The sequence below is a fragment of the Flavobacterium microcysteis genome (genome assembly GCF_006385255.1).
GTDB lineage: Bacteria > Bacteroidota > Bacteroidia > Flavobacteriales > Flavobacteriaceae > Flavobacterium > Flavobacterium microcysteis.
Map to the genome: position 1 here is coordinate 540,995 of NZ_VFJE01000056.1, position 12,065 is coordinate 553,059.

General features: G+C 39.5%; 10 protein-coding genes. 7 read left to right on the forward strand and 3 right to left on the reverse strand.

Translation table 11 applies throughout. The features are described 5' to 3' along the window. Positions 1 to 54: 54 nt before the first annotated feature. Positions 55 to 846, reverse strand: a complete 792-nt coding sequence (locus FJA49_RS16050; RefSeq protein WP_140002111.1) for an alpha/beta fold hydrolase — start codon at positions 844 to 846, stop codon at positions 55 to 57. A gap of 153 nt (positions 847 to 999) precedes the next feature. On the opposite strand from FJA49_RS16050, the gene FJA49_RS16055 reads away from it, so the two are divergent. Genes FJA49_RS16055 through FJA49_RS16070 form a run of 4 tightly spaced genes read left to right on the forward strand, consistent with a single transcriptional unit; the run spans position 1,000 to position 4,146 of the window. Continuing rightward, a complete protein-coding gene (locus tag FJA49_RS16055; RefSeq protein WP_140002113.1) occupies positions 1,000 to 2,310 on the forward strand; it encodes an alpha/beta fold hydrolase in 1,311 nt (436 codons plus the stop codon). Positions 2,311 to 2,345: 35 nt separating this feature from the next. Then, positions 2,346 to 3,278: an alpha/beta hydrolase family protein gene (locus FJA49_RS16060; RefSeq protein WP_140002115.1), complete on the forward strand. Its 933-nt coding sequence runs from the start codon at positions 2,346 to 2,348 to the stop codon at positions 3,276 to 3,278. Positions 3,279 to 3,335: 57 nt separating this feature from the next. Further along, entirely contained in the window at positions 3,336 to 3,719 is a 384-nt protein-coding gene (locus FJA49_RS16065; protein WP_140002116.1) for a VOC family protein, read from the forward strand. A gap of 10 nt (positions 3,720 to 3,729) precedes the next feature. Further along, positions 3,730 to 4,146 carry a DUF6157 family protein gene (locus FJA49_RS16070; RefSeq protein WP_140002118.1) on the forward strand — a complete coding sequence of 139 codons (417 nt, stop codon included), beginning with the start codon at positions 3,730 to 3,732 and terminating at the stop codon, positions 4,144 to 4,146. Between the two features lie 49 nt (positions 4,147 to 4,195). On the opposite strand, the gene FJA49_RS16075 is transcribed toward FJA49_RS16070, so the two are convergent. After that, positions 4,196 to 4,744 (reverse strand): T9SS type A sorting domain-containing protein, encoded by a 549-nt coding sequence (locus FJA49_RS16075; RefSeq protein ID WP_140002120.1) that lies wholly within the window; start codon positions 4,742 to 4,744, stop codon positions 4,196 to 4,198. Between the two features lie 4 nt (positions 4,745 to 4,748). Next, positions 4,749 to 5,738, reverse strand: coding sequence for a hypothetical protein (locus FJA49_RS16080; RefSeq protein WP_140002122.1), 990 nt, complete (start codon positions 5,736 to 5,738; stop codon positions 4,749 to 4,751). Between the two features lie 280 nt (positions 5,739 to 6,018). On the opposite strand from FJA49_RS16080, the gene FJA49_RS16085 reads away from it, so the two are divergent. The 3 genes from FJA49_RS16085 (at position 6,019) to FJA49_RS16095 (ending at position 12,062) form a co-directional block, all read left to right on the forward strand. Continuing rightward, positions 6,019 to 6,345: a DUF6660 family protein gene (locus FJA49_RS16085; RefSeq protein ID WP_140002124.1), complete on the forward strand. Its 327-nt coding sequence runs from the start codon at positions 6,019 to 6,021 to the stop codon at positions 6,343 to 6,345. Between the two features lie 97 nt (positions 6,346 to 6,442). After that, positions 6,443 to 10,789 (forward strand): CusA/CzcA family heavy metal efflux RND transporter, encoded by a 4,347-nt coding sequence (locus FJA49_RS16090; RefSeq protein WP_140002126.1) that lies wholly within the window; start codon positions 6,443 to 6,445, stop codon positions 10,787 to 10,789. Positions 10,790 to 10,796: 7 nt separating this feature from the next. Further along, the gene (locus FJA49_RS16095; protein WP_140002128.1) at positions 10,797 to 12,062 is read left to right on the forward strand and encodes an efflux RND transporter periplasmic adaptor subunit; all 1,266 of its coding nucleotides are present in this window, start codon (positions 10,797 to 10,799) and stop codon (positions 12,060 to 12,062) included. Positions 12,063 to 12,065: the final 3 nt, after the last annotated feature.

Below are 12,065 nucleotides of genomic sequence, written 5' to 3' on the forward strand. Positions count from 1 at the left end.
CTAACCTATTCATTATTAATTTGTTTGATTGTTATATTGTTGAGAGTAACGGTTTTATGAGCGGGCTAATTCAGACTTTCCAAAAAAACTCTTCACAGCAGCAATCGTTACTTCGAACGCTTCTTTATGCGGAGTATGTCCTATTCCTGGAATGCTAAAAACAGAAGCAGTACCACTTACCTGGCTGACTGTTTTTTCAGCCTGTTCCATAGTGCCATATTCGTCTGCTTCTCCCTGAATAAATAAAAGCGGACAGGTTATGGCAGGTAGAAAATGTTCAATATTCCAATTTCTAAAATCATCACGTGTCCAGGTTTCTGTCCATGCCTTAAAAAGCATTTCGACCTTATCACCATGATATTTTTGCAGTCGTTGTGGAAGGTCAGTAGTTTTATAAGCTCCCATAGCTTCACGGATACCTTTGAGTGTTACTTCTTCCACAAAAATATGGGCAGCTTCACAAATTACGGCCTTGATTCTTTTTCCATATTGGCTTGCAGTAATCAGGGCAACGGAACCGCCATCACTATGACCAAACAAAATGGCATTGTCGATATCTAAAGCGGCAAGCAAACTGTCCAAAACATCAGCTTCTGCTTCGAGATAATTTACGGGTCTTTCGTGAGTTAGCATAGGGTCAGATTTGCCATAGCCTAAACGGTCATATACCAAAACATTGCACTGTACGGCTTCGGCCAACTTTTGAGGGAAATCACGCCATAAGCTTGTACAGCCTAATGAATCGTGCAAGAAAACAAGTGTGGGTTGATTTTCGTAGGTTTTTTGAAATTCAATATACAATCTCTTTCCGTTGATGGGAACCCATCTGCCGTTGTTTTGTGCCATAAGGTTTCGGCTCTATTTTTTGCCTTTTCAAAAGTATAAATATTGGAGCGATGTTGGAATATTTTTATTTATAAAGATCGTTGCGGCTTTTCCATTTTTACAATTTTTAAATCCGCTCCTGTTTTAATTTTGTTGGAATTAATATAACAAAATATGATTAAAGCGATTCTTTGCCTAGCATTTTTAATAGTTCAGCAATGTGCCTATTCACAACTGAAATATACTACAACCAATACGGCGTTAGTGAAACTCCTTCATGTAAAAAAATATACAGGAAAACAATACCGATTGAATGTTGATATAAAAAATGAACCCGCAGATTCTATAAGCGGTGGTTCAATTCTGGTTTTGCAGACCAAAAAACAAGACTGGGAATATTTAGAAAATACCCGCACGACATTTTTTGTTCCTAAGGATTCCAAAGATTGGAAAACCCATGTCGTTACGGGAACGATTGATCCGGAAGCACAGAAAATGTGGTTTACTTTGGTTACTTATGGCAATGGAGATTTCTATTTCGACAATATGAAATTAGAGATAAAAGAAGGAGAAAGTTGGGTAGAACTGCCAATTGAAGGAGGCGATTTTGAAAAGTCATCGGCCAGTAATCCGCTCAAAGGATTTAAAAATGCAGAATCTGCAAAGAAAAAAGGAATGGTCGTTTCGTTGGAAAATCAGGAAGGACGAGGACAGTCGTTGCGTATTCATGCAGAAGGAGGCACCATCGACAACAGGTTTTTTTACGGAAATAATACGGCAGGAGGAAAATATGTAAACAGTGGCGGCACAAAAATCTATTATGAAACCTATGGCAAAGGAGAACCCTTGCTTTTGCTTCACGGCAATGGCGGCTCCATCAGCAGTTTTGCCGGTCAGATTGAAGAGTTTGCTAAAAGCTATATGGTAATTGCGGTGGATACAAGAGGGCAAGGAAAAAGCATAGACCTGCTGACACAACATTTTTCGTATGATCTTTTTGCAGAAGATATGAAAACGTTATTGGATTCGCTGGGTTTAAAGCAGGTTAATGTTGTAGGATGGAGTGATGGTGGCAATACGGGGTTGTTGTTGGCAAGTAAATATCCTGAGTATGTGAAAAAACTGGTCACCATGGGTGCCAATCTGAATCCTTCTGATAAGGCAATCGACAAAAAGATGCTAAAAACCATTGATAAAGATGTCAAAAGACTAAAAACCCAAAAAGATGCAGATGTAGTAACCATCCGATTATTAGAAATGTTGCTTCAGGAGCCAAATATCAGCCCTCAAAGCCTAAATACCATTAAAGCAAAAACCTTGGTCGTAGCAGGTGAACATGACCTGATATTGGAAAGCCATACGCAACTGATTGGAGCCAGTATTCCGGGAGCTAAAGTTGAGATACTAAAAGGTCAGACACACGAAGTAGTAGCCGATAATCCTAAATTGTTTAATCAGGTTGTATTGGAATTTTTAAATGGGTAATAGGCAATATCCGTTGAAAATCATATATTAGAAATATGAAAAATAAATTGATCATAGCAGCATTTTGCTGCTTTTTAAACTCATTCGGTCAGAAGATAGAAAAGGTAGCTCTCGATAAAAATGACCCATCACATGATTGTTATACAGCAATCATTCCTGAAAAACAACCCGTGACAGGATATCTGGTTCTTGTTCCTGGTTTTGGAGAAACTCCGGAAAGGACGATGCAACAAACCGATCTGCCTTTGCGCTGTGCAGAAAAAGGAATACTAACCATCATTCCCACGCTCTCGGACGGCGTAATGTCGTTTGGAGTTGATGATGCCAGCCAGAAATCATTGGTGGCAATCATTGAAGACGCAACAAAAAAATATAATCTTGCGTCACAGCGATTTTATATTGGAGGTTTTTCAATTGGAGGAAGTGCTGCCGTCAAATATGCGGAAATAGCCTTGTCTGGAAATTTAAAAAACAAACCCATAGCGGTTTTTGCAGTCGATCCACCTCTTGATTTTGAACGGTTTTATAATTCCAGCAAACGTGACCTTAGGCTTTCGGGAGGTTCACAGCCCAACCAGGAAAATGTTTATATGGTTGGAAGAATTGAACAGGTTATGGGTGGCACGCCTGATGATGTTTTGAAAAACTATTATACGATTTCACCTTATTCCTATTCAGATACGGAACAGAAAGCCATCAAAAGCCTTATAAAAATCCCGATACGAATGTATTCAGAACCAGATGTCATTTGGTGGATTGAAAACAGAAGTTCTGATTTTTCAGGTATGAACGTTTTAGACTGTTCGGCCATGATTAATGAGCTGAAAAGGCTTGGCAATAGTCAGGCAGAACTTATAGTAACAGAAAACAAAGGCTTCAGAAAACCAGACAATAAAAGACATCCGCATTCCTGGAGTATAGTAGATAATGAGAAACTGATTGCCTGGCTACTTGAGAAAAAGGGATAAAAGAGTTGAGGTATTTTTAGTAAATTCGTAATGTAAAGAGTTGCGTAAATTAATACAATGATAAAATCTTTTAACCCTGGCGTTTTTTTTGAAATTCCGGTAAACAATCTGGAAAGAGCAGTACAGTTTTATACTTCCGTCTTTGGTTTTGAATTCGAAAGAGATACCATACATGATAATGAAATGGCACTTTTTCCGCTGGATGAAAATGCTCCGGGCATTTCAGGAGCGCTGGCAAAAGGCGAAATATATAAGCCTACGAAAGAAGGAACGCTTATTTATCTAAAGAGCAAAGACATTGACAAGACGCTGGAACTGACATTAAATAGTGGAGGTGCGGTATTGTTTCCCAAAACCTCAAACGGCGAATGGGGATTTGTAGCAGAGTTGGAAGACAGCGAAGGAAATCGGATTGGACTTTTGCAAGCATTGGATCAATAACAAAAATGCTATGAAAATACATACTACCAACTATAAAAATGCTTTCATCGAAGCAGCAGAAGATTGTCCGGCTGTGAAAGGAGAAATACCGCCCGTGAAAGGAGAAGCAAAAACCATAGCAAATCTCCAATTCGAAATGCTTAGCAAAAAACCGTATGCATTTACATCTGATGAGGTGCTGTTTCAGATTTATGCCATAAAGAATGATTTGGCAGAAAGCGAATTGGCAGTAGAAAGAGAAAAATTCTTCTCCAAAGGGCAGGCCTGCCTGAGAACTTCACCTTTAGCGAAACGTTATGGCTGGGGCATTCACCATGACAGCGAAGGTAAAGTAGCGCTTTTTGGACGCGAAACAGATCAATATGAGAAGTTTCAGAAAGATAAAAACCTGCAAGTAGTGAAAGCGATGAGATCCAGTAGAAAATAAGATTGACTCAAGAAAAATAAAAAGGCCCTGGAAACAGGGCCTTTATCGTTTAATTCTTTACTATTTTATTTCGGAACACCTGCCCATCGGCAGTTTCGACCGTAACGAGATAGATTCCTGAAGGATACTGAGCCATTTCCATCTCAAGGGAAGTCTCATTTTTAACATCCTTTACCGAAATAACCTTTCCATCAATGGAGGCCAATGTCACTGTTGCCAATTCCATATTGTCTACAGAAAGATTCATTTTTGAAGTTACCGGATTTGGATAAACAGTAAGCTGCAACGCATCGACAAGCTTATCAGATGTTTCCATCTGTCGTGCCTTAACTTTGCCACACGGGCCTATTTTTGCCAGAAATAAAGAACCCGATTTGATATGGGTATTGCCTTTAAGTTCCACCAAAACTCCGGCACGAAGCGTACTGTTATAACCAGAACTTACCCCATAACCAGAAGATGCCACGATGCGATTCGATGCCTGATGCACCACGGGAGTTACCGTCTCAAATGTGGTCAGATTGAGATTGGCCACGCATTGAGCATGCAATTGCACAGCTCCCAGCAAGAAGGTTATAAATAATATAAATTTTCTCATGGATTTAATTTTTAGAAGCCAAAGCCTTAACCATTTCTTTCAATTCTTTTAGTTCTTCGGCTTGTTTTTCATTGATTTTATTCTGCTCGATGATATAAAGTGTCAACTCCTCAATTTTTTCCTGCTGGATTTTTGCCATTTCTCCTACAGAAATACCATCCTGCTCGATTTGTTTTCCAGATGGAACATTGATAAGATGTCCTTTTTCAGCAATATGCTGTTCTACTTCTTTTAATGTTGGAAGTTGGTAGTTTTTTTCAAAAACATAATCCGCCCATGTCGTAGCTACGCGAATCTCTTCTGCAAGAAGTCCGCCCTTGACAAAGAATTTATAACCAGAAACATCAACTGACCCGGCAGTAGAAGGGAAAGCAGTAACTCCAATACCTACTTTTCCAGTAGGGAAGTCACCCATCATAAGTGGCGCTAATGTGTAATAAAGATAGTCCTGGACAATAAAAGTATTGCTTTTTTTCACGTCCATTCCGGCACGGTATCCTAAAAAGAGATTTCTATCGCCTATAGCGTTTTCTCCGGCACCTTCACCAAGATAGGTATTGCTTTCTCCAGTGCTGCCATATCCAGCTTCAGTACCAAAAAAACTATTGTGTGAACTATTGTTTCCTAAACCGGTATTTATACCCACATAAGTATTTTGGTGCCCGGTTGTATTACCAAGTCCAGAACTCTCGCCTATAAAGGTATTAGCCGATCCATTGATATTATCTAATCCAGACTGGCTTCCTACATAAGTGTTTCCGCCATTTGTAGTAGTACTTTTTCCACTGCTCCAGCCAATAAAAGTATTGGAACTTGCGGTAGTACTTACTTTTCCGGCTTCATACCCATAAAAGGTATTTCGTCCACCACCTGTTAAGGTTGTCCCGGCACCGGAACCGCCACTGGTTGCCAAATTGTTGGATTGTACATTTTGTGCATTGGCACATAAAACGCTTAGGCCGAATAGGCCAATAAATAGTGATTTGGATTTCATTTTAAATAAAATTAATAGGTTAATACTGTAAATCTAATGAATTGAAGTATTGCGACTATTAATAGTTTTGATTTATAACAAATTCTCAAATTGAGAATATTAAAGTAAGAAAAAAGTTATATTATTTATATATTTTATTGGTTGTCAATTGTGTACGGAGAATTACTGTCTTAAGCAAATCTTAAGATGTTTTTGGAGTACTGGCATCATTTTGGTACAAGCAAAGTAATTTCTAATTATTGATTAGATTGCCTATAAATATTTTTTCTACATTTACAACATGAAATCAACAAGGCATTTTCTTACTTCTTTTTTATCGGTCTACTTGCTGGTACTGATGATTTTGCCTTGTAATGATGTTCACGCACAACCGCAAACGGTTTCCCATACACAAATTTCCCAGCTTGAGAATGAGCAGCATCATGAAGATTTTTGTACGCCATTTTGTATCTGTGCCTGCTGTACTACACCAATTATAATACATTCGGCTATTGTTTTCGACATGGCGCCGCATTTTGATAATTCATATACAAAAACACCAAGTTTTTATAAGCCTGTTACATCCAGTTTCTTCGGATCGATTTGGCAACCACCCCAATTAGTATAATGTTATGCCGATGAGAGTCGGCCGATTTCTTGTGGACTTTCCACAAATACACCCGTAATAAGGATAAAATCAACATTTATACTAATTCTCATAATCTATGTTAGATAAGATTATACATTTCAGCATCCATAATAAATTTATTATTGGGCTGTTTACACTGGCACTCATAATCGTAGGAAGCTATTCACTTTATAAGCTTCCGATCGATGCCCTGCCGGATATTACCAATAACCAGGTACAGATTATCACAAGTTCGCCATCCTTGTCAACACAGGATGTGGAACAATTTATAACCTATCCGATTGAACAGGCCGTAAAACCCATTCCAAAAATTGTAGAATTACGTTCTATCAGCCGATTTGGACTAAGCGTAGTTACTGTCGTTTTTGAAGAAGATACAGACATCTACTGGGCACGTGCGCAAATTTCCGAGCGTATAAAAGAAGCGGAAAATATGATTCCTAAAAATGTTGGTACGCCAGAAATGGCTCCTGTCAGCACGGGATTGGGAGAAATATACCAATATGTCGTATTCCCTGAAAAGGGCTATGAAGACAAATACAATGCAACAGAACTGCGCACGATTCAAGACTGGATTATCAAGCCACAGCTTCTTGGAACAAAAGGTGTTGCGGAAATCAATACCTTGGGAGGTTATCTCAAGCAGTATGAAATTGCCGTACAGCCTGACAAGCTGAAAAGTATGGGAGTAACCATTCCCGAAATATTTACAGCATTGGAATCCAATAACGAAAATACGGGCGGAGCTTATATTGACAAAAAACCATATGCCTATTTTATCAGGGGAATTGGTATGGTCAATAATATTGAAGACATCAGCAAGATTGTTGTCAAAAACCAGAACGGAATTCCTATTCTTATTCGTGATATTGCCAAGGTGCAGATAGGGAGCAGCATTCGTTATGGAGCTGTAACCAAAGACGGCAAAGGCGAAGAAGTGAGCGGTATGGTCATGATGCTTAAAGGCGAAAACAGTGGCGAGGTCGTAAAAAGAGTAAAGGAAAAGATGGAACAGATTAAAAAATCGCTTCCTGAAGGCGTTTCCATCGAACCATTTATGGACCGAACTAAATTGGTTGACAAGGCCATAAGTACAGTACAGACCAACCTGATTGAAGGTGCGCTTATCGTAATTTTTATATTGGTACTGTTGCTAGGAAATTGGCGTGCAGGACTGGTCGTTGCTTCGGTAATTCCGCTGGCATTGCTTTTTGCCATTACCATGATGCGGATTTTTGGAGTCAGTGGTAACCTGATGAGCCTTGGTGCGATTGATTTCGGGATTATCGTCGATGGAGCCGTTATTATAGTCGAGGCCATAATTCACAGATTGCAAGTCCGGAAAAAAGAGAATCTCACGGCGGCTCAAATGGACGAACAAGTCTATCAGGCCTCTGTGAAAATCAGAAGCAGTGCTGCTTTTGGGGAAATTATCATCCTGATCGTTTACCTTCCGATTCTTGCTTTGGTTGGAATTGAAGGAAAAATGTTTAGCCCAATGGCACAGACAGTTTCTTTTGCCATTTTAGGAGCTTTTATCCTTTCGCTTACTTATGTTCCGATGATGAGTGCATTAGTGCTGAAAAAACAAACCGGACATAAAAAAAATATAAGCGACAGGATTATTGATAGCATCCATAATTTTTATAGCCCATTGCTTCAAAAAGCATTGCAGGCAAAAAGAGCCGTTATTATTTCGGCTGTTGGTTTGTTTGCGGCTGCCTTGTTTTTGTTTAGCTCTCTAGGAGGTGAGTTTATCCCAACGCTGGACGAAGGCGATATTGCTACCCATCTTATTATTGCTTCGGGAAGTTCGCTATCACAAGAAGTTGAAGCGACTACAAAAGCCGAAAAAATATTGAAAGCCAAATTCCCGGAAATCAAGATGATTGTCACAAAAATCGGAAGTGCAGAAATACCAACCGATCCAATGCCAATTGAAGCCGGTGATATGATTATCCTTCTGAAAGATAAAAAAGAATGGACTTCGGCTAAAACGAAAGAAGAACTTATGGAAAAGATGGAAGAAGCATTGCAGGAAATTCCGGGTGCTACTACTGAGTTTTCCCAGCCAATACAGATGCGTTTCAACGAACTGATGACAGGTGTGCGAAGTGATGTCGCCATTAAGATTTTTGGAGACGATATCGACATGCTTGTAAGCAAAGGAGATGAAGTGCTGCAGCTCATTCAAGGAGTAGAGGGAGTTTCGGATGCCAAGCTGGAACGTGTGGCAGGATTGCCACAGATTACCGTGCGCTACAACAAAGATAAACTGGCACTTTACGGATTAAATATAGGCGACCTAAACAGAGTTATCCGTATCGGTTTTGCAGGCGAAGCAGCCGGATTGATTTATGAAAAAGAAAAAAGATTTGAGCTTGTCGTAAGATTGGAAGCTGATAGCAGACAGGATATTGCCAATTTGAAATCCTTATTTATCACCTTGCCTTCCGGAAACCAGATTCCGCTGGAACAGGTAGCCGATATCCAATACGAAGACGGGCCGATGCAAATTAGCCGTGAAGATGGAAGACGAAGAATTGTAGTAGGTTTCAACGTTAGAGGTAAGGATGTCAAAAGAGTTGTGGAAGAAATTCAGGCAAAATTAGACAAGCAATTAAAACTTCCTGATGGTTATTATACAACCTATGGCGGACAGTTCGAAAACCTAATTGATGCTAACAAACGTTTGATGGTTGCCGTTCCGATTGCTTTAGGATTGATTTTTATCTTATTGTATTTTACGTTTAATTCTGTCAAGCAGTCACTCTTAATATTTACAGCAATTCCACTGTCTGCAATTGGAGGAGTGTTTGCTCTTTGGATTCGGGGCATGCCTTTCAGTATTTCCGCCGGTGTCGGATTCATTGCATTATTTGGAGTTGCCGTATTAAACGGAATCGTACTGATAGCTTATTTCAATCAACTAAAAAAAGAAGGTATGGATGATATTTATGAACGCATAAAAGAAGGAACCAAAGTAAGATTGCGACCAGTTATCCTTACGGCGTCTGTTGCATCACTGGGCTTCCTGCCTATGGCAATCAGCAGCAGCGCAGGAGCAGAAGTACAAAAGCCATTGGCAACTGTCGTAATTGGCGGATTGCTGACTGCAACTATCCTAACACTGATTGTGCTTCCGATTCTGTATTATTATTTTGAAAAAGGCTTTATCAAAAGCAAAAATACGGCTATAGCTTCTATTCTTGTTCTGGCACTTTTTTCAACTACTGCCAATGCTCAGGAAGTTCCTAAAACCTTAGGATTGAAACAAGCCATAGAATTGGGATTGAAAAACAATACGCTGATACAGTCTTCAGAACTGGAAAGCAAGATGCAGTCGCAATTGAAAGGCACGGCATTCGATCTTCCAAAGACCGAAATTACGGGAACATTTGGTCAGTTAAATACCAATGCCCAGGATAAAAATTTCAGCGTTTCCCAAAGTTTTAGCCCATTCCAATATGGAGCCAGAAGAAAACTGCTACTTGAAAACAGTAATTTGAGTCAGTTAAAAGCGGGAGTCACTAAACAAGAAGTAACGTTTAACATCCGGCAGTCCTGGAATGCGATGCTCTATTATTCAGAACTCAACAAAATGTTGTCCAGACAGAATAAGCTGATGCAAAAATTTGTCCGTTCGGCTTCACTTCGTTTTGATACGGGAGAAACCAATTCGCTTGAAAAAACAACGGCCTTGGCAAAACAGCAAGAGCTGGAACAAAGAATCAAGCAGAACGACGCCATGATTCTTGTAGAAAAATCCAAAATCAGGACTTTCCTGAATAGGAAAGAAGAATTTGCAGTAAGCGATACGTCTTTTACAGCGTTACCTTCATTAGCGGTTTTGGATAGCGCTTTGGTAAAACAGAATCCAAATTATAAACTGGCACAACAACAAGTTGCGGTTGCCGAAGCGGGCAGGAAAGTTGAAAAAGCGGTAATGATGCCTGATATCACAGCAGGCTATTTTATCCAATCTTTCAAAGGAAGTCAGGAAGTAAACGGAGAAACGGTTTCTTATGATGGGACGCCACGATTTCAGGGCTTTACCGTTGGAATTTCACTCCCGATTTTTGCAGGCAGCAGCGTTTCAAAAATCCAAGCAGCAAAAACAAATATCGAGGTTCAGCAAAAAAATGCAGCCTATATGGAAACGCAGCTTGTAAACCAGCATGAACAGCAGTTGCAGCAATTACAGACATTCCAATCGCTAATAGACTATTATAAAGGTACGGCGTTACCAAATGCTGACCTGATTAGTAAAAATGCAGAAAAGGCTTATATGAATGGCGATATTTCCTATGTGGAATATGTTCAGGGATTGGAAACCGCTTTAGACATCAGAACGAATTATATCAATGCAGTAAATAACTTTAACCAGACTGTAATCAACTTGCAGTTTTTGGCGAATCAATAATAAGAACATGAACAGAAAAAAAATAGTATACGGAAGCCTTGCGGCAATTGCTATCGCTTTGATTCTCTATTTCTCACTTCGACATACCGACCATGATGGTCATAATCACGATGAAAAAACCGCTGAAGGCGAACCAAAAGAAACTGTTTCCGCCAAAGAAGTCGAATTGAATGAGGCGCAATACAAAGCCGCTGGAGTTGAGATAGGGACTTTTGTAATGAAAAATTTGAGTGATGTTGTAAATGCTAATGGTTATACCAAACTCCCGCCGCAAAATCAGGCAGATGTTTCAGTACATCTTACAGGAATTGTCAAGTCCATAAATGTTATTGAGGGACAAGCGGTGAAAAAAGGTCAGGTACTGGCAACCATAGAAAGCCCGGAATTTGCTAAATTGCAGGAAGCATATCAGACTTCAAAAAGCAATCTGGAATTTCTGACGCTGGAATATGAACGCCAGAAAACATTAAGCGAAGAAAATGTCAATTCCAAAAAAATCTTCCAGAAGACAAAGGCAGATTTTGAAACAGAAAAGGCAAGATTAAGTTCCTTGAAGCAGCAATTGAGTCTGCTCAATCTGAATGGAAGTTCTAGTGCAGGTTCTATAATGCCTATTGTAGCACCAATTTCAGGCTTTATTACTGAAATAAACATCAAAATAGGAAGTAATGCCGAAGTAGGGAAACCGCTATTAAGCATAGTCGACAATTCACAATTGCACGTAGACCTTTTGGTATATGAAAAAGATTTGCAGAAAGTAAAAGCGGGACAGAACATCCGATTTGTACTGACCAATCAGGACAATACGGAAATTAAAGGGAAAGTTTTTAACGTAGGTAAAGCTTTTGAAAATGAAACAAAATCCGTAGCAGTTCATGCCGATATTATTAATAAAAGCCAAACATTAATTCCTGGGATGTATGTCAATGCCTTGATCGATGTTGGAGCTAAAGATGTACAGGCACTTCCGTTAGATGCCATTGTTAAAGCAGAAGGAAGAGAATTTATCTTCATCCTTGAAGAAGGACACGAAGAAGAAACACATGACGCCGAAGAAGGTCATTCACATGAAGACGGACATAAACATGAGGAAGCAGGCAAGATGTATCATTTTCAAAGAATAGAAGTAAAGACAGGAACATCACAATTGGGATATGTTCAGGTTTCGGTACTTCAGAAAATCGATGCCAATGCCAAGATTGTCTTGAAAGGAGCCTATTACATCCAAAGCCACTTGCTAAAAAGTGAAGGTGGCGGCGGACACTCACATTAATTA

Bases quoted from the DNA above. Each gene is read 5' to 3' on its own strand.
- FJA49_RS16050 (WP_140002111.1), bottom strand. From the start codon at position 846: ATGGCACAAAACAACGGCAGATGGGTTCCCATCAACGGAAAGAGATTG.
- FJA49_RS16055 (WP_140002113.1), top strand. From the start codon at position 1,000: ATGATTAAAGCGATTCTTTGCCTAGCATTTTTAATAGTTCAGCAATGT.
- FJA49_RS16060 (WP_140002115.1), top strand. From the start codon at position 2,346: ATGAAAAATAAATTGATCATAGCAGCATTTTGCTGCTTTTTAAACTCA.
- FJA49_RS16065 (WP_140002116.1), top strand. From the start codon at position 3,336: ATGATAAAATCTTTTAACCCTGGCGTTTTTTTTGAAATTCCGGTAAAC.
- FJA49_RS16070 (WP_140002118.1), top strand. From the start codon at position 3,730: ATGAAAATACATACTACCAACTATAAAAATGCTTTCATCGAAGCAGCA.
- FJA49_RS16075 (WP_140002120.1), bottom strand. From the start codon at position 4,744: ATGAGAAAATTTATATTATTTATAACCTTCTTGCTGGGAGCTGTGCAA.
- FJA49_RS16080 (WP_140002122.1), bottom strand. From the start codon at position 5,738: ATGAAATCCAAATCACTATTTATTGGCCTATTCGGCCTAAGCGTTTTA.
- FJA49_RS16085 (WP_140002124.1), top strand. From the start codon at position 6,019: ATGAAATCAACAAGGCATTTTCTTACTTCTTTTTTATCGGTCTACTTG.
- FJA49_RS16090 (WP_140002126.1), top strand. From the start codon at position 6,443: ATGTTAGATAAGATTATACATTTCAGCATCCATAATAAATTTATTATT.
- FJA49_RS16095 (WP_140002128.1), top strand. From the start codon at position 10,797: ATGAACAGAAAAAAAATAGTATACGGAAGCCTTGCGGCAATTGCTATC.